Raw genomic sequence first — 18,698 nt, forward strand, 5'->3', positions numbered from 1 at the left:
CAGTCCGTCACTGGACAACTGCCAATCGGTTTCATACACTGGAATCAATGCTATTCAGTAGAACCCATGATATCATCGCTTCCAAGGTTGTGGGTGAACCTGGAGATGCCAGGGCAGGGCCTGTATGGCTCGTTGTGTGATGGGAGGGGGCGCTGTCCTGGCGCAGTGCCACTCTGAGTTGAGCCCACAGTGGGCAGGTATGACGAAAGGAGCAGGACCATGGAGAACCAATGCGCGAGCGTTGACCATTCGGGCGCGGGCGCCGTCTTTGCCGACTTCAAGGTCTGGCAATGCGCGCTGTGCGGCTTTGTCTACGACGAGGCGATGGGGATGCCCGACGAGGGCATCGCCCCGGGCACGCGCTGGGCTGACATTCCCGACGACTGGATGTGCCCGGAGTGTTCGGTAGGCAAGAGCGACTTCGAGATGGTCGAGGTGTAGCACAAGCGAAGTCGGCGCGGTTCGAGGCAGGAACGCAATGGAGCAGGCCAAATGGGAATGGGTGGAATGTCCCTGCGCGGGTTGATGGAAAAGTGGTTCGGGCCAGAGGCGCCGACGATTGCGCGCATTACCCGCATGCGCGACGACGCAAACCAACGCGGCTATGTGCAGGTCGAGGTCGAACGAGCTTCGGGGGCGCTGTCGCTCCTGTTCTTCCGCCACGCCGATGGCTCCTGGTGCGTGTTTCCGCCGTGCGACCGCGGCGGGCGACAGACGTGACAGTCAGATCCTGGTGGCCGGGCACGGCGCCATGACGGAGAATTGGATGATCGATGTACTAGTGATAGGCGGCGGCAATGCCGCGCTCTGCGCCGCGCTGATGGCGCGCGAAGCCGGGGCTTCGGTGTTGCTGCTGGAGTCGGCGCCTCGTGCATGGCGCGGCGGCAACTCGCAACACACCCGCAACCTACGCTGCATGCACGATGCACGACAGGACGTGCTGGTGGACGCCTATCCGGAAGAGGAATACTGGCAGGATCTGCTGAAGGTGACAGGGGGCATCACCGATGAACACCTGGCACGACTCGTGATTCGTGCCTCGTCGACCTGCCGGCCCTGGATGCGAAAGCATGGCGTGCGCTTCCAGCCGCCGCTCTCGGGCGCGTTGCATGTGGCGCGCACCAACGCCTTCTTCATGGGCGGCGGCAAGGCGCTGGTCAACGCCTATTACCGCAGCGCCGAAGCGATGGGCGTGCAGATCCGCTATGAAACGCCAGTCGACGCGATCGAGATGGACGGCGACCGCTTCGTCGCCGCGCGCAGCGGCCACGAGCGCTTCACCGCGCGCACCTGCGTGCTGGCTGCGGGTGGCTTCGAATCGAACCGCGAATGGCTGCGCGAAGCGTGGGGCCAGAACGAGCGCGGCGAATGGCCGGCCGACAACTTCCTGATCCGCGGCACGCGCTTCAACCAAGGTGTGCTGTTGCGGCACATGATTGAATCGGGGGCGGACGCCATCGGTGACCCGTCGCAATCGCATTGCGTGGCCATCGATGCGCGCGCGCCGCTGTACGACGGAGGGATCTGCACGCGCATCGACTGCGTGTCGCTGGGCATTGTCGTCAACCGCGACGCTGAGCGCTTCTATGACGAGGGCGAGGACTTCTGGCCCAAGCGCTATGCGATCTGGGGCCGGCTGGTAGCGCAACAGCCGGGGCAGATCGGCTACTCGATCATCGACAGCCAGGCCATCGGCCGCTTCATGCCGCCGGTGTTTCCCGGCGAGAAGGCCGACACGCTGCCCGAACTTGCGCGCAAGCTCGGGCTGCCGGAAGCGCAGTTCGTGCGCACCGTGCAGGACTACAACGCCGCGTGCCGTGTCGGCACGTTCGACCATACTGCGCTGGACGACTGCCATACCGAAGGCCTGACACCCTCCAAGACACATTGGGCCCGTCCGCTGGACCAGGCGCCGTTCTACGGCTACGCGTTGCGGCCGGGCATCACGTTCACTTACCTGGGCCTGAAGGTCAACGACCTGGCGCAGGTGCATTTCGGCGGCAAGCCGAGCGGGAATCTGTTCGTGGCAGGAGAAATGATGGCGGGCAACGTGCTGGGCAAGGGATATACGGCGGGCGTCGGCATGTCGATCGGTACCGCATTTGGGCGTATCGCCGGCACGCAAGCCGCTAAGGCGGCGGGCATCAAGACGGGAGCGGTCCATGCAGAGGCTTGAAGCGCTTGCGCGCGAGGCCACGGAGCTGGCTGGCCAGGAGCCGGGCGCGACTGCCATGCCCAACACCGGACGCGTGATCCGCGTGCTGCCGCTCACGGAGAACGAAGCCGAAGTCGCGCGGCAGATGCAGATCTGTAATGCCTGCCGCTATTGTGAGGGTTTTTGCGCGGTGTTTCCGGCCATGACGCGCCGGCTCGAATTTGGCAAGGCCGATGTGAACTACCTGGCGAATCTGTGTCACAACTGCGGTGCGTGCTATCACGCGTGCCAGTACGCGCCTCCGCATGACTTCGGCGTCAACGTGCCTCAGGCGATGGCCAAGGTACGGTTGGAGACGTACAGCGAATATGCGTGGCCGGCGCCGCTGGGCAAGCTGTATAAGTGCAACGGCCTGACGGTGTCGGTAGCGCTGGCGATCGGACTCGCATTGTTCCTGGTGCTGGCCGTGACGATAGGTGGCGCGCTGTGGCTTACGCACGAGGGCGGAAATTTCTATGCGGTGTTCCCGCACAACACGCTGGCAAGCATGTTTGGCGCGGTGTTCGGCTTTGCAGTCATCGCGCTCGGCATCGGGGTGCGGCGCTTCTGGCGCGACGTGTCGGCCGGGACGGCCTCGGCACCTGCCGTGGCGGAGGCGACGAAGAACGTGCTGACGTTGACCTACCTGGATGGTGGCCATGGAGATGGCTGCAATGAGGCGAATGATCGCTTTACGCTGGCGCGGCGCCGCTTCCATCATTTCACGTTCTATGGCTTCATGCTGTGCTTTGCGTCGACGGCGGTGGCGACCGCTTACCATTACCTGTTGGGGTGGCACGCGCCCTATCCGGTCTTCAGCCTTCCCGTGCTGTTGGGGACCGCGGGTGGCATCGGGCTGCTGATCGGTCCGGCCGGATTGCTGTGGCTGAACCTTCAACGCCATCCCGAACACGGGGATGTGCAACAGCGACCGATGGATCGGGGATTCATCACCTTGCTGCTGTCGACTGGCGGGACCGGGCTGGGTTTGCTGGCGGGGCGCGAAACCGCTGCCATGCCTTTCCTGCTGGCAGTACACCTGGGTGTGGTGATCGCCTTGTTCGCGACACTGCCGTATGGAAAATTTGCGCACGGCATGTTCCGTACCGCCGCACTGTTGAAGTCCAACATCGAGAAGCGCAGGCCGAGCGAACTGCGTCTCGGCGACGACTGAGCCTGCACTCCATTGCCCGCCCTGAGCGTGAGCCTGGAGATGCCGGCTACGTTCGAGAGATTCTCTCTGCTGGCTCGTCCAAGCGCCAAGCGCGGCTGAGCCAGCCTCCTTTCTCATAGTCCGACAGCGATAGCACAGCGCAACGATTCCGAAGGCCGTGCGCTGCTTCGGATGAGGAGAACGACCACGTGAATTGTTACGACTACATCATTGTTGGGGCTGGCTCGGCAGGCTGTGTCCTGGCCCGCCGGCTGAGCGAGGATCGCAGCACGCGCGTGCTGCTGGTAGAGGCGGGACCACCCGCCGATGATTTCTGGATCCGCGCGCCCGCTGGCATGGGCAAGTTGTTCAGGTCAGAGCACTACAACTGGTGCTTCGAAACGGAGCCAGTGCCTACCTTGCGCAATCGCCGGATCTACTGGCCCCGCGGCAAGACGCTTGGTGGAAGCAGTGCCATCAACGGCATGGTTTACGTGCGCGGCCACCGACGCGATTTCGATCATTGGCGCGATCTCGGCAATCCCGGCTGGGGCTGGGATGACGTGTTGCCCTATTTCAGGCGCTCAGTGTGCCGGCCCGGCGACACGGAAAAAGGCAGCGAGTCGCACGGGCTATTGACGGTAAGTGATCCGTCGGTTCTCCACCCCGCGGCGCTGGCCTTCGTCGAGGCCGCGCAGCGCACTGGTCTGACGCGCCTGGACGACTTCAACGAAGGTGAGCAGGAAGGCGTGGGGCTGCTGCGCGCCACGATCCGCAACGGGGTGCGGCAATCCACTTATGACGCGTTCGTGGCGCCGATCGTCGCGCGTCGGCCGAATCTCGACATACGGACTGGCGCGCACGTACACAGGCTCTTGTTCGCCGGAGTTGCCGCGACCGGTATCGAGGCTGAGATCGATGGGCAGATTCAGCGTTTTCACGCGGCGCGTGAAGTGGTGCTGTGCGCGGGCGCGCTCAGCTCCCCGCACCTCCTGATGCTGTCCGGCATCGGCGACGCAGAGCAACTGCGGCGGCACGGCATCGCAACGGTGGCGCACCTGCCGGGCGTGGGCAAGAACCTGCAGGACCATTTCGCCGTGCGGGTGCAGGCGAGGACCACGCGAGAGGGTTCCTACAATCAGTATCTTGCCGGCTGGCGCAAGTACGCTGCGGGTGCACGCTATCTGCTCACGAAAGGCGGCTACCTTGCGCTGGGCTCTTCGATCGCCGCCGCGTTCTTTCGTAGCGGGCCGCAGGTGGCCTACGCGGACATGGAAGTCAGCTTTCGTCCGATGACCGTCTCGTATGCGGGAACCAGTGAAGCGGTGGTCGACGATTTCCCTGCGATCAGCGCATCGGTCTATCGCGTGCGTCCGGACTCGCGCGGTGAAGTGATCCTTCGCAGCGCCGATCCGATGCAGTCTCCAGCATTCGTGCCTAACTACCTTCACGCTCCCGAGGATATCGGCGCAATGCTCGCAGGCCTGCGGCGATTGCGCCAAATCCTTGCAATGGAGCCGCTGGCTTCGTTCGTCCTCGAAGAACTGGTGCCGGGGAAGGAGGTGCGTACCGACGCGCAATGGATCGACTATATGGAGCGCGAAGGCCAATGCGCGTTCCATCCCGCGGGGACATGCAAGATGGGCAATGACCGCATGGCGGTCGTTGACGCACGCCTGCGCGTGCAGGGCGTCGAACGCCTGCGTGTCGTCGATGCTTCGATCATGCCGGTCGTGACATCCGGCAATACGAATGCCCCGACCATCATGATTGGGGAGAAGGGCGCGGACATGATTCTCGCAGACCAGCGCGCAGCAAGTCGGGCGGCATAGCCCCGGCGGTTATGCTTCCGCCGGCCCAATTCCGCCTGTTTTGAAAATGAAACGGATTTCTACCAGTGAAATTGAGCGCTATGCCGCGCTGTCTGTGGATTCGATCGAAAGTCTCTTTCGGGGCTCCCAGGCGTTCTCGGTACTACCGTCCTTGAGTTCCACTGATAGAAACCTATGCCTTGCAATGAAACTCGTGCTACTATGAATCCGAAGATGCAACCACGTCAGACATGCGCCTGCACAAGCAGCGGTTGGAAGGGAAACTGATGAATCAAGCACAGACTGTCACTTACGCCGTTGAGGACGGCGTCGCGTTGATCGCCGTGAACAATCCGCCCGTCAACGCACTGGCCGCTGGCGTGCGGGAAGGGATCATGGAATGCGTCATGCGCGCCAACGCCGATGCGGAGGTGGACGCCATCGTTCTGCTGGGCGAAGGCAAGAACTTCATCGCCGGTGCCGATATCCGACGGTTGGGTAGCGTCCGGCCGGTGTCCACTCGCAAGAGTGCCGCGACGCTTGAGGCGAGCGACAAACCGGTGGTAGCCGCCATGCATGGCTACGCGCTGGGCGGAGGACTCGAGCATGCCCTGGCGTGCCACTACCGCATTGCGAGCCCGGACGCGAGACTTGGCCTGCCCGAAGTGAAACTCGGCATCATCCCGGCGGGCGGCGGAACGCAGCGGCTGACCCGCATCGCCGGACCGGCCGCGTCCCTGGACGTAATTCTCAGTGGTCGCCATGTCGGCGCCGAGGAGGCACAGCGACTCGGCATCGTCGATGCCATCGTGGACGGCACTGACCTGCGAACGGCGGCGATCCGTTTCGCCAGGGGCGTCGCCTCACGCCGCCCGTTGCCGCGCGCGCGCGACTCGGCGCAGGGCATCGAATTGACTGAGGCGGAAGCGACCGCACTGGACGCTGCGCGCAAGTCCATCACAAAGAAGTCGCGCCATCTTAAGGCGCCGGCGTATGCACTCGAATGCGTGGAGGCGGCGCTCACCAGGCCGTTTGACGAGGGGGTAGCGCTGGAAGAGGCCCGATTTGCGGAGCTTGAGAGTTCTGAGGAGTCGAAGGCGCTTCGCTACGCGTTCTTCGCCGAGCGCGAAGCCGCCAAGATCCCGGGGGCGGAGTCCACCGGCAAGGCGCCTCGTATCCGGTCTGCTGCCGTGATCGGTGCAGGCACGATGGGCAGCGGCATCGCTATGTCCTATGCGGATGCGGGTATCCCCGTCAAGGTGCTCGAAGTCACGCGCGAGGCGCTCGACCGAGGCATGCTGCGCATCCGTGACACATACGCAGTCCGTGTCAAGCGAGGCAGCTTGTCGCAAGGTGAAATGGACGCACGACTGGCCTTGATTGAAGGTGTGCAGAGCTATGAAGCCATTGCAGACTGCGATGCCGTCGTCGAGGCCGTATTCGAGCGCATCGATATCAAGCAGGAGATCTTTGGCCGCCTCGACGCCGTGATGAAGCCGGGGGCATTGCTTCTGACCAACTCGTCAGCCATTGATATCGACATCATGGCAAACGCCACCAGCCGCCCGCAAGACGTGGCCGGCGCGCACTTCTTTGCGCCGGCAAACGTGATGAAGCTCTGCGAGGTCGTACGTGGCAGCAAGACGGCGCCCGAGACAGTGGCGAATGCCATGAAGATGGCGCGCGACATGGGCAAGGTATGTGCGGTGGCCGGTTCGTGCGATGGCTTTGCCGCGAACCGCAGCCGTGTCCCGATGATGACCGAGATGATGCTGATGCTCGAAGAAGGCGCAACGCCGGAGCAGATCGACAAGGTCATGGTCGACTTCGGCTACCCGATGGGGCCCTTTGCCGTTAACGACATTTCCGGCCTCGACGTGAGCTATGAAGGGCGCAAGCGCCGCGCCGCGGCCAATCCGGAGTATCGCAAGCTGCACGTGCCGGACCGGCTGGTGGAAATGGGCCGCAAGGGCCAGAAGACCGGCGCTGGCTGGTACGCCTACCACGATGGCGATCGCACCCCGCATCCGGACGACGTGGTGAAACAGGTCATCGCGCAGGTCGCGGCGGAGTTCGGCATTCCGCAGCGCACGTTCACCGACGAGGAGATCCTGCACCGCTTGCTGTTCGCGTCGGTCAACGAGGCGTGCAAGATCCTGGAGGAGGGCAAAGCCTACCGCGTCAGCGACATCGACGTCATGTGGCTGTACGGCTTTGGTTTCCCCCGTCATCGGGGCGGGCTGATGTACTGGGCCGATACCGTCGGCGCCCAGGCAGTCTGGCAGCAGGTAACCGAATGGCATGAGCGATATGGCAAACGCTGGCAGCCCGGCAGGCTTCTCGGCGAAATCGCCGCGGCCGGCGGGGCATTGCGGGAGGCGAAGGGCGCATCACTCTGATAAGGCAGTGACCTGAGGGTCCCGCGATGCGGCTGCGCGTAGCAGGGACCACGGTGAGGAGACGGATCTTGAAGATTGGATATATCGGCCTGGGCGCACTGGGCCGGGAGCTCGCCCGGCGCTTCTTGCCGGCGTATGACCTTTGCGTGTGGGACCTGAATCCTGCCGCATGCGAATACTTGTCGTCGCTTGGCGCCAGGGTGGCATCGTCGGCGGCGGACCTTGGGCGCCAAAGCGATGTGGTGCTGGTGTGCCTGCCCCGCAGCGCTGATGTGCACAGGCTTGCATTCGGACCTGACGGCCTCGCTTCAGGCTTGTCGGAGGGCAAGCTGGTGATCGACCAGACCAGCGGCGCGCCCGGCGAGACGCGGCAGATCGCGGAAATGCTCGCCAGCCAGGGCGTGGAGATGATGGATGCGGCGGTATCTGCCAGTCCGCATGTTGTCGCCGAAGGCGGCGCGACACTGATGGCGTCGGGCCCGGATCACGTGTATGAACGAGCCTTGCCGATCCTGCGCGCGATCAGCGAAGCCATCATCCGTTGCGGCCGGCATGTCGGCGACGGCCAGGCGATGAAGATCGTCAACAACGCCATGAATGCATGCGCCCGCGTGGGTACGCTGGAAATGGCGGCGCTTGGGGCCAAGGCAGGTTTGTCCCTGGCGGCGATGAGCGAGCATCTGAATCGGGGAAAGGCAAGAAACCAGACGACCGACAAGATGCTTCCGGCCCTGGTGCAAGGCAAGTCGTCGACGAACTTTGCGTTGGCGCTGATGGTGAAGGACGTGGCGCAGGCGGTCGCGCTGGGTGCCCAGACGCGGGTTCCGATGCCGATCACCAGCGCGACCCTGGGACTGCTGCAGGCCGGGGCCAATACCTTGGGTTCGAGCGCGACGCTGGAGGACATGGTCGGGGTGATCGCGTCCCTTGCGGGGACGCAATTGGCGCCTGCCCCCACAGTTCAACCCGCCGGTAACGCAACGCCAGAGGCCGGCCAGATCCTGACTCTGCTTGAAGATGGCATTTTGGCGCTCTGCAGCCTTGTGGCTTACGAGTGCACCGCGGTCGGACTTCGCCATGGCCTTGGCCTGGCCGATATGGCGACTGTCATCAACCGGAGCTCCGGCTGGAGTGAGGCCTCGCGCACTCTGTTGCCCGCTATGGTATCTGGTGGAAGGACGGAAAATTCCAGCCTACGATCGGTCATCGATGGACTGGGCGCCACGTGCGCCCTCGCGATCGCAGTAGGCGCACCCGTGATGCTGGTGCAGCTTGTACGCAGCCTGTTCGAGCAGGGGGCCAATCAGTTGCCTGATTCCGCCGATATTTCGCAGATGCGCAGCGTGTATGAATCGATGGTGGGTGTCCGCTATGGAAGCTGAGCGCACAGAGAAGCGCTGATCGCGATCGACAACCCGATTACAAATAGTATGGGAGACAAGAAATGAAGCAATTTTTCCGCAATCTTTTCGCGATCGTACCCGTTGCCATGGCGGCCACAGCCCCAGCGCTTGCAGCAGACGCATACCCGAGCCGTCCTGTTCGCATTGTGGTGAACACTGGCCCGGGCGGCCTGGTGGATTTCACAACACGGCTGGTTGCACAGGAAATGAGTTTGCGACTGAAGCAGCAGGTCATTGTCGAGAACCGCGCAGGTGGGGACGGCATGATCGGCATCAACGTCGTCAAGGCCGCGGCGGCGGATGGCTATACGCTGCTTGCCTCGGCGGGAACCATGGCGTACCAGCAAGTGCTGAAGAAGGACGCCAACTATGACATCACCAAGGACTTCACCGGTATCGGTTTCCTCGGCAAGTCACCGCTTCTGCTCGTCGTGTCGCCGGAGAGCTCCTACAAGAATGCTGCGGATTTCATCAAGAATGCCAAGGCAAATCCGAACAAGCTGACGTATGCGTCCGCGGGCGTTGGCACCGGTACGCATATCGCCGCGGCGTTGTACCTGCAGCGGGCCGGTCTGCAACTTCTGCACGTTCCATACAAGGGCAACGGCCCGGCAATGCCGGACGTGATGAGCGGACGCGTGAGCATGATTTTCGAAGCCTATGGCAGCGGCAAGGGTTATCTGGCGGGCGGAAAGCTGAAAGCCCTGGGGGTTTCGTCGGCGACCCGCGTCAGTACGTCGCCTGATATTCCCACGCTCGCCGAACAAGGCGTGCCGGGCTACAGCTTCTATACGTGGATGGGACTGGTTGCGCCGGCCGGCACTCCGAAGGAGGTGGTACAGAAACTGTCCGATGCCCTGCATGCCGTGTACTCAAACCAGGCCCTGAAGGAGCGATTCAAGGCCGAAGGCATTGAGGACGTTTTCATGTCGCCCCATGACTTCCATGCCTTCATGGCCAAGGAGGTTGCCGACATAACCAGCTTGTCCAAGGAAATCCGGCTTGAGAGACAGTAAGGATTGCCTCGCCCCCCGGAGTGACTTGGGCGTCGAATTACCGGCACGTACGCAGTAGGGAGATCAAAGGATGTCATCTTTCTCATCAGGCGCTGGCCCCGTCAACGAGGGCCATCGGAAGGCATTGGACTGGCTCGCCAGCGGCCCCCGGCGCCTCTTGATCGGCGGAAAATGGGTCAATGCCGTCTCGGGCAAGACTTTTGCCACCATCGATCCGTCCACCGAACAGGCCCTGGTGGAGGTGGCCGAGGCTGACCGCGAGGATATCAATGCGGCAGTTCGCGCCGCCAGGCAGGCGTTCGAAGCGTCTTCGTGGGCCGGGATTTCCCCGCATGTCCGCGCGCGCTACCTGTTGCGGATCGCCGATGCGATTGAACAGCACGCCGACGAGCTTGCCGTGCTGGAGACCCTCGACATGGGCGCGCCATTGGCGTTCACGGTCGGCCGCGTTGCCTCGGCGGCTGAGCTCTTCCGGTACTACGCGGGGTGGGCAACAAAGATCCATGGCGCGACCAACCCGACGGATGCCTCCCGCTTCATCTATTCGCTGCGCGAGCCCATGGGGGTGTGCGCGCTGATCAATGCCTGGAACGTGCCACTTGTCATGGCGGCGACCAAGCTTGCCCCGGCGCTGGTCTGCGGCAACACCGCTGTCCTGAAGCCGGCGGAGCAGTCGCCGCTGACGACGCTCCGGCTGGCCGAACTCATTCAGGAGCTCGATTTGCCGCCCGGTGTCGTCAATGTGGTACCGGGATATGGTGCTACAGCAGGTGCGGCCATGGCGGCGCATCCCGATGTCGACAAGATCGCCTTCACCGGTTCGACCGGCGTTGGCCGTCAGATTCTCCAGGCGTCGGCGGGCAACCTGAAGAAGGTCACGCTGGAGCTTGGAGGCAAGTCGCCGAACATTATCTTTCCGGACGCCGATCTGGAGCGTGCGGTCGAGACCGCGGTGGTGGCGTTCTGCCGAAACTCCGGACAGATCTGCTCCGCGGGCACGCGCCTGTTCGTTCATGAGAGCCTGCATGAAGAAATCGCGCGGCGCGTTTCGGAGATCGCGGCTACGTACCGGGTCGGCTCGCCGCTGCTACCGGACACCCAGATGGGCCCCTTGATCTCGGAGCGCCAGATGCGTCGCGTCCTGTCCTACGTCGACGCCGGACGCGAAGACGGCGCCAGTCTGGTGCTGGGTGGCTCGCGCGTGGGTGATACCGGATATTTCGTGGCACCGACGGTGTTCTGTGGCGCATCCAACTCGATGCGGATCGCGAGGGAAGAGATCTTCGGGCCCGTGCTTTCCATCATCCCGTTCAAGGACGAGGCGGATGTTGTCAGGATGGGCAACGACACAGAATATGGCCTGGCAGCGGCGGTCTGGACCAGGGACGTCAGCCGGGCTCATCGGGTTGCGCGGGCACTGAAGTCCGGACGCGTGTGGATCAATACCTATGCCGAGACCGACCCCGTGATGGCCATTGGCGGATACAAGCAGTCCGGCTATGGTCGTGAGATGGGGGCGGAGTCGATCGACGCCTATAGCCAGACCAAATCGGTGCTGATGCGGCTATGAGCAAGAGGTCATATGCGAGGACCGGCCATCCGGCAGAAGAGGCGGCGGATTCGGCGCGTTACATTCCATAGGAGACGAGTCATGGCTATCAGTTTTATTGCACGCTTGCTTTCCCTCGGCGTCATGGCGGTGCTTGGCACGGCTTCACACGCCGAAGAGTATCCGGCTCGGCCGATCCGCATCCTGGTCGGCTTTGCGGCGGGTGGAAGTACGGACGCAATTGCCCGCTTCTATGCGCAGAAGCTTGCTGTGGAACTCAAGACTCCGGTGATCGTGGAGAACAAGCCCGGCGCTGGCCAGATCGTTGCGATCAAGGCGCTGAAAGCCGCGTCGGCGGATGGATACACCCTCTATATGGGAACGGGCAGCGCGCTTTCGCAGACGCCGGGGGTCCAGCGGGGCTTGTCCTACGAGCCGCTGAAGGACTTCAGCATGGTTGGGTTGGTGGCCACCGCGCCCGGTGTAATCGTGGTCAACCGCGACCTGCCGGTGCGCTCGTTGCGCGACCTTGCCGCCTACTCCAAGGCGAACCCGACGAAGGTGAATTTCGGTTCGTCGGGCATCGGCTCGGCCAGCCACCTGGCGGGTGAGTACCTGAGCAAGGTTGCCGGTATCACCATGACCCACATTCCCTACAAGGCGGATGCGGATATCGTCCAGGCGATGTACACCGGATCCGTTCATGTCGGCATTGCGCCGGCCCAGGGAGCGGTGACGGCGATCAGCAATGGCAAGTTGCGGGCGCTCGCTGTGACTGGCTCGCATCGGCTGAAGGAACTGCCGGAGGCCCCGAGCCTTGCGGAAGCCGGTATCAGCGGCTTGGAAGGCCTTGATCCCTATACCTACTATGGTCTGGTGGGGCCGAGGGGATTGCCTGCCAGCGTCGCTATGAAGCTCAATGCGGCGATAAACCGCGTATCGCGGGAACCCACCTCGGCAGCCCAGATACAGGATAAGTATTACGCGTATCCACGCTCCGGCAGTCCGGACGACCTGCGCAAAGTCATTCAGGAAGACACCGAAAAATGGACCCGCTTCAGCAAATACGTCAATGCCGCGGGTTGAAATCGAACCAGCCAATACAAATACAGGAGCGAAGTAGTGATGAATACATCTGAACAAGGTCTGGGCTGGACGCCCGCGAAACGGCTGCAGGGGAAGGTCGCGGTGGTCATTGGGGCAGGTCAGAGCCCGGGAGAAGGTGTCGGCAACGGACGCGCAGCGGCGATTCGCTTTGCGCGCGAGGGCGCTCGCGTACTGGCGGTGGATCGCCGTCTCGAATCCGCCGAGGAGACCGCCGAAATCATCCGCGGTGAAGGTTTTGAATGCGTCAGCTTTGCCGCGGATGTCACCCGTGAAGCGGACCTGGCGCGCGCGCTGGCCGAGGCCACCCAGAAATGGGGCTCGCTGGATGTCCTGCATAACAACGTGGGTGTAAGCATTGCCGGCGGGGATGCCGATCTGCTCGATATTACCGAGGAAAATTTCGATAATGTCTGCCGCATCAACTTGCGCGGCACCGTATTCGCATGCAAGCACGCCGTGGCGATCATGCGCAAGCAAGGCGGTGGCGCGATCGTCAACGTTTCCTCCGCTGCGGCAGTCGGCAAGTATCCGTACGTCGCCTATAAGGCGGCCAAGGCAGGCGTCGTGGCGTTCACCGAGCAACTCGCGTTGCAAAATGCCGAGTATGGCATCCGCGCCAACTGTGTGCTGCCGGGCCTGATCGCTACTCCCATGGCCGTGGACACACGTGTGCGTGAATGGAATCAGTCCCGGGAACAGGTGTCGGCCGAGCGCAATGCCAAGGTTCCCCTCGGCCGGCAGGGCACGGGCTGGGACGTCGCTAATGCGGCTCTGTTCCTCGCCTCCGATGAAGCGAACTTCATCACGGGCATATCGGTACTGGTCGACGGTGGCCGCATCCTGAATCGTATTTGATAGCACTCACGGCGGACCTTGTGCCGCTGTAGAGGTCCGCTGCACAGAAACACAATACCCCCGACAGCCTCGGCGGCTTTGCTCCGAACGCTTGCTTTCGCACTGTGGGTATTTATTTGTTTTGTTAAAAAATGGAACCGGTTTCGTTTAGTGGGAGACTAGGCGGGAAAGGAGGATTCGATTAGCGGATTGCACAGACAGAGGGAGAAACGGGTAGATCGAGCTTTGATTAAGCAGAAGAAGAGGAGGAAGAGGCAACATGAAATTGAAGATGATCGCGTTGTGCAGTATTGCAGCGGCTTGTGCAGGTACTGCCCAGGCGCAGTCGAATGTCACTCTGTATGGAGTGATCGATAGTGGCATCGAGTATGTCAACAACCAGCCGGGCGGCGGGCATGATCTCGTGCGCATGACACCCGCCAACCTGGCGGCCTCCCGTTGGGGCTTGCGCGGTACCGAAGACCTTGGCAATGGCCTCAAGGGAGTATTCGTGCTGGAAAGCGGCTTTGAGTCCGATACTGGCAAGTCTACGCAAGGCGGGCGCTTGTTTGGCCGTTCCGCCTATGTCGGCCTTGATGGCCGCTGGGGCGTGGTGACGCTTGGGCGGCAGACTACACCCTTCTATTGGATCTCCGGGACGATCGATCCCATGCTCATCGCAACGAAGTACTCGATCCTGGCTCAGGATGCCGCTTTCGCTAGCCGCGCTGACAATGCGATCAAGTACGTCGGCAAATTCGGCCCGACGGAAACGCAGCTCTTCTATAGCTTCGGCGCAGACAGCACGGTCACCGGGGGCAGCGAGATACCGGGAAGCGCCAAGATCGGAAGGGAGTATTCCGGCAGCGCCGCATACAACGGCGCCAACTGGAGCGTTGCAGCGGCGTACGACGAGATCAACACCGGTACGGTTTCGGCACGGCCCGACGCGACCACGCGGCGCGCTACCGTCGGAGGTAATTTCGCCATTGGCAATGCGACGCTCTATGCCGGCTACAGGTGGGCCAAAGCGTTAGACGGGGCATTGCTGGCCGGAGCTCCGGCGACTGCCAATCAGCGGTCCAACCTGTGGTGGGCAGGTGCTCGCTGGCAGGCGACCAGCAACGTGACGCTCGCGGGCGCCGCATACTACCAGGACTTCGCCGGCACCAGCGCGGACCCGTGGATGTTTGTCGCCTCGGGGGCGTACGCGTTCTCCAAGCGCACCAGTGCGTATCTTGCAGTGGGCTATACCAAGAACCGGAACGGGTCGAACCTTGGCCTGGGCACTGGTGGCTCGGGCTTCGGGACCGTCTCGGCTGGCAACAACCAGTTTGGCGCTTCGGTCGCCTTGCGACACATCTTCTGAGCCGGCTGCTTTAAATCTCCATGGTGCCGCCGCATCGCGGCGCTTCGGCTGCGTCGCAGATGAGTTCGATCTCGACGCAGCCATCTTTTTCGGATGATCCAGGACTGTGGGTGCCGGGGAATGGCCAGACTCACATGGACAAGCCGTGATCCGATGCCATGATTTACGGCGGCGGATGCAGCTCATAATCGGCTTGCGAGGCACGCGCTTTGCGCCTGTAATGCTAGCAGCCGACGGCTGTCCGAGGGTGCCATGCGCTGCACAAAGTGCGGGTTTGAAAACCCAGCGCGAGGAAGGTTTTGTGAAGAGTGTGGCCATACTCTTGACCAGACCTGTCCGAATTGCGGCTACGAATCTGCAGCTACCGCAAAGTTTTGTGGTGCATGTGGCGCTTCCTTAACCACTACGGCCGGTTTTCCCGTATCCAGTGCGGCTCCATGCGTCAACGCTCCGGTGCTGTACACGCCAGCGCACCTGGCCGAGCGCATCCTGGCCGAGCGCGCCGCGATGGAGGCCCGCGCGCACGATGCGGGTGAGCGCAAGACTATTACCGCGCTGTTCGCGGATATGGCTGGATCGACCGCGCTGATTCAGGACCTCGATCCGGAAGATGCCCGGGAACTGATCGATCCGGTCGTGGCGATCATGATGGAAGCCGTACACCACTATGAGGGGTACGTCGCCAAGTCGCTCGGTGATGGCATCCTGGCACTGTTCGGTGCGCCGATCGCGCACGAAGACCACCCGCTGCGGGCGTTGTATGCGGCATTGCGGATGCAGGAGGCGATGCGCAGCCATGGTGGAAGGATTCGTCTGGAGAAGGGTGTTCCGCTGCAGATCCGGGTTGGCGTCCACACCGGAGAGGTCATGGTGCGCTCCATTTCCAAGGACGATCTGCACACCGACTATGACCCGGTCGGCCATACCATTCATATCGCGTCTCGCATGGAAGGGATGGCGATGCCGTCGTCGGTACTCGTCAGTGAATCCACTTATAGGCTTGCCGAGGGGTACTTCCACTTCAAAGCCCTGGGCGCCACCAACGTAAGGGGCATCCGGACTCCGCTTCCAGTCTATGAGCTGCTGGGGCCCGGTACTTTGCGCACGCGACTTCAGGTTTCCGCGTATCGCGGTCTGACGAGGTTCGTCGGACGAGAGCGTGAACTGAAGTGTTTGCAGTCTGCGCTGGCCTCGGCCGCCGCAAAGCGCGGACGGATTGTCGGGGTGGTAGGAGAGGCCGGTGTTGGAAAATCGCGTTTATTCCACGAGTTCAAGGCCAGGGCGGGGCAGGGTTGCCTGGTGTTGGAAACTTTCTCGGTTTCGCATGGCAAGGCATTTCCCTATCTCCCGTTGATCGATCTGCTGAGGAACTACTTCCAGATCGCGGCCGCCGACGACGAGCGCTTGTATCGTGAAAAAGTGACGGGCAGATTGCTGACACTGGATCGCGAGCTGGAGGATCAACTCCCCTATCTGCTCTATCTGCTCGGTATCAGTGAACCGCGGTCGACGTTGTCCGCGATGGATCCCCGGCTCCGGCGCCAGCGCACCTTTGAAGCGATCGTTCGTCTATTGGCAAGCGAGAGCCAGAGCCAGCCGGTCGTGTTGCTGTTCGAAGACCTGCAATGGCTTGACAGGGAAACTGAAGCATTCCTTGATGAGCTGGCGGCGCATGTAGCGGATTCAAGAATTCTGCTGCTGGTCAATTACCGGGAGGAATACGCGCATGACTGGAAGTGCCAGCGCTATATCCAGTTGCATCTGGAACCGCTCGGTCAAATGGAGGCAGAAGGACTACTTGCAACCTTATTGGGTGCTGACTCCGAGCTGAGGTCTTTGATGCAACTCATCCTTGCCAAAACTGAGGGCAATCCGTTCTTTATGGAGGAAGTGGTCAGGACACTGGCAGAAGAAGGTGCCATCCTTGGCGCGCCGGGCAGCTATCGGATTGCGACGCCCGCCGTGTCACTTCATATTCCGACCACCGTCCAGGGCGTCATTGCCGCGCGCATTGACCGCCTGTCGCAGGCGCAGAAGGCACTGTTGCAGACTCTGTCAATTATCGGCAAGGACTTTTCTTTCAGCATGGTCCGGTATGTTGCCGCGTTGTCAGAGCAGGAGTTGCCGCTGCTTCTAGGCGATCTACAGCGTAGCGAGTTCATCTTTGAGCGACCTGCATATCCGGAAGTCGAGTATGCGTTCAAGCACGCGCTCATCCAGGAAGTCGCCGCCAATTCTTTGCTGAATAGTCAGCGAAGCAGGCTGCATGAACGCGCCGCCGAGGCAATCGAGTCGCTGTTTCCAGGCCGGCTGGAGGACTACCTTAACGAGTTGGCCCACCACTACAGCAAGAGCGGGAATACCGCGAAGGCTATCCACTATCTGCAGCTTGCGGGCGAGCAGGCCTTGCGGCGGTCTGCTCAACGTGAAGGGATCCGTCATCTCAGCGCAGCGCTTGAGCTACTCAAGACGTTGCCGGAATCCCCCGCGCGAACCAGCGAGATGATTCATCTGCTACTGACCTTGGGTCCCGCCTGGATTGCCGCCCGCAGCCATGGATCGCCAGAGGTCGAGGAAACCTATACCCAAGCCTTAACCCTGTGCGAACGCGAGAAGGAAATGCCAGAGCTGTTCTCCGCGCTCGCAGGTCTGTGGTCTCACTACCTGCTGCGAGCGCAGCTAAAGCAGGCCCACGCGCTTGCCGAACGGCTGCTGGGCCTGGCGCAGGACACCGGCGACGGGGAACGACTGGCTGAGGCGCATCGCGCTCTGGGCGTTACGCTGCTTCGTCTGGGCGATATCGACGCCGCACGTCACCACATGGAGCAGGCGTTGACACTGCACCAACCTGGGCAGCAGTCCTATGACTACTTGCTGCGCCTGGTGAAGAATCCCGCTGTCCATATACGCAGCACCTTGAGTTGGATCCTTTGGTATCTAGGCTTACCGGATCAGTCACGGAATCGCTGCGACGAGGCCCTGGAACTGGCGCGGGCAGCGGCCGATCCCTTTGGCCTGGCGCTGAGCCTGATCTTCGCGGCCGAACTCCATCGGCGCCGGGATGAAGTCGAGAGGTCGCTGGAGTACGCTGACGCCGCGATCGCTATATCAGCCGAGCGCGGTTTCCCGCTCTATGAAGCTTGGGGAACGACTCTGCGGGGCTGGGCGCTTGCGAGACTTGGGAGGCAGGAAGAAGGCATTGCGCAAATGCGGCGCGGCCTCCGCGCTCACCGTGCGACGAGATCCGCGTTGGGGCGGCCGTCGCTGTTAGGGCTGCTTGCCGACGCCTATGGCAAGGTGGGGAAGTTCGAATTCGCGCTTCGCGTGCTGCGCCATGCGTTGGCGTTGGCGGAAAGAACAGAAGAACGGTTCGAAAGTCCCGCGTTGCTTCGCCTGAGAGGGGAACTGTTATGGCAAATGGCAGGCAGAGAAGACCCTTGTCCCTCCATCAGGATCAGTGAAGCGGAATCTGATCTGCGCAATGCGGTGGCGCTCGCCCGCGAGCAAGGAGCGCGCTCGACGGAGTTGAGGTGCGCGCTGAGCCTTGCGCGCCTTTGGGATCTCCAGGGCAAGCGTGACGAAGCCCGCTATTTGCTGGCCGGAGTTCACAGTGCTTTTACCGAGGGATTCGATACTCGTGACTGGCTGGACGCCGAGGCCCAATTGCGCGAATGGTCCTGAATGCGCGGGGTGCAAGAGGGGAGCGCTTACATCCGGCTAGGCCGTCTGTGACTTGCCCTAGCCAGGCAGCGGCGTGGACGACCGTTGCCTGTCACCGTACCTAATGACCGTCGAACCAAGGAACAGAAGGCTCTGCAGCGCAAGTATGCTGACCACCAGATCGCATCGATCTAAAAGACGGA

The 18,698-nt window shown here is 62.2% G+C and carries 13 protein-coding genes; all 13 read left to right on the forward strand.

The window, feature by feature from the left end; genetic code table 11:
* Window positions 1-219 precede the first annotated feature (219 nt).
* The 13 genes from KHO22_RS32795 (at window position 220) to KHO22_RS24575 (ending at window position 18,516) form a co-directional block, all read left to right on the forward strand.
* Window positions 220-441: a rubredoxin gene (locus KHO22_RS32795; RefSeq protein WP_211949775.1), complete on the forward strand. Its 222-nt coding sequence runs from the start codon at window positions 220-222 to the stop codon at window positions 439-441.
* A gap of 66 nt (window positions 442-507) precedes the next feature.
* On the forward strand, window positions 508-720 hold the full coding sequence (locus KHO22_RS24520; protein WP_211949776.1) for a hypothetical protein: 213 nt from the start codon (window positions 508-510) through the stop codon (window positions 718-720).
* Window positions 721-766: 46 nt separating this feature from the next.
* Complete coding sequence (tcuA, locus tag KHO22_RS24525; RefSeq protein ID WP_211949777.1) at window positions 767-2,176, forward strand: FAD-dependent tricarballylate dehydrogenase TcuA; 1,410 nt, start codon at window positions 767-769, stop codon at window positions 2,174-2,176.
* Window positions 2,163-3,368 carry a tricarballylate utilization 4Fe-4S protein TcuB gene (gene tcuB, locus KHO22_RS24530; protein WP_211949778.1) on the forward strand — a complete coding sequence of 402 codons (1,206 nt, stop codon included), beginning with the start codon at window positions 2,163-2,165 and terminating at the stop codon, window positions 3,366-3,368. Before tcuA ends, tcuB begins: the two co-directional genes overlap by 14 nt.
* Before the next feature lie 188 nt (window positions 3,369-3,556).
* Window positions 3,557-5,179: a GMC family oxidoreductase gene (locus KHO22_RS24535; RefSeq protein WP_211949779.1), complete on the forward strand. Its 1,623-nt coding sequence runs from the start codon at window positions 3,557-3,559 to the stop codon at window positions 5,177-5,179.
* 230 nt (window positions 5,180-5,409) lie between these two features.
* Complete coding sequence (locus KHO22_RS24540; RefSeq protein WP_230427003.1) at window positions 5,410-7,557, forward strand: 3-hydroxyacyl-CoA dehydrogenase NAD-binding domain-containing protein; 2,148 nt, start codon at window positions 5,410-5,412, stop codon at window positions 7,555-7,557.
* 68 nt (window positions 7,558-7,625) lie between these two features.
* Window positions 7,626-8,939 carry an NAD-binding protein gene (locus KHO22_RS24545; protein WP_230427004.1) on the forward strand — a complete coding sequence of 438 codons (1,314 nt, stop codon included), beginning with the start codon at window positions 7,626-7,628 and terminating at the stop codon, window positions 8,937-8,939.
* A 62-nt stretch (window positions 8,940-9,001) separates the two neighbouring features.
* Window positions 9,002-9,976 (forward strand): Bug family tripartite tricarboxylate transporter substrate binding protein, encoded by a 975-nt coding sequence (locus tag KHO22_RS24550; RefSeq protein ID WP_211949781.1) that lies wholly within the window; start codon window positions 9,002-9,004, stop codon window positions 9,974-9,976.
* 70 nt (window positions 9,977-10,046) lie between these two features.
* Window positions 10,047-11,546, forward strand: a complete 1,500-nt coding sequence (locus KHO22_RS24555) for an aldehyde dehydrogenase family protein (protein WP_211949782.1) — start codon at window positions 10,047-10,049, stop codon at window positions 11,544-11,546.
* An 81-nt stretch (window positions 11,547-11,627) separates the two neighbouring features.
* Window positions 11,628-12,611 (forward strand): Bug family tripartite tricarboxylate transporter substrate binding protein, encoded by a 984-nt coding sequence (locus tag KHO22_RS24560; protein WP_211949783.1) that lies wholly within the window; start codon window positions 11,628-11,630, stop codon window positions 12,609-12,611.
* A 39-nt stretch (window positions 12,612-12,650) separates the two neighbouring features.
* A complete protein-coding gene (locus KHO22_RS24565; protein WP_211949784.1) occupies window positions 12,651-13,487 on the forward strand; it encodes an SDR family NAD(P)-dependent oxidoreductase in 837 nt (278 codons plus the stop codon).
* A gap of 259 nt (window positions 13,488-13,746) precedes the next feature.
* Entirely contained in the window at window positions 13,747-14,835 is a 1,089-nt protein-coding gene (locus KHO22_RS24570; RefSeq protein WP_211949785.1) for a porin, read from the forward strand.
* Window positions 14,836-15,087: 252 nt separating this feature from the next.
* Window positions 15,088-18,516 (forward strand): adenylate/guanylate cyclase domain-containing protein, encoded by a 3,429-nt coding sequence (locus tag KHO22_RS24575; RefSeq protein ID WP_211949786.1) that lies wholly within the window; start codon window positions 15,088-15,090, stop codon window positions 18,514-18,516.
* The last annotated feature ends 182 nt before the right edge of the window (window positions 18,517-18,698 follow it).

Origin of the sequence: Cupriavidus yeoncheonensis (assembly GCF_905397275.1) — a bacterium.
GTDB lineage: Bacteria > Pseudomonadota > Gammaproteobacteria > Burkholderiales > Burkholderiaceae > Cupriavidus > Cupriavidus yeoncheonensis.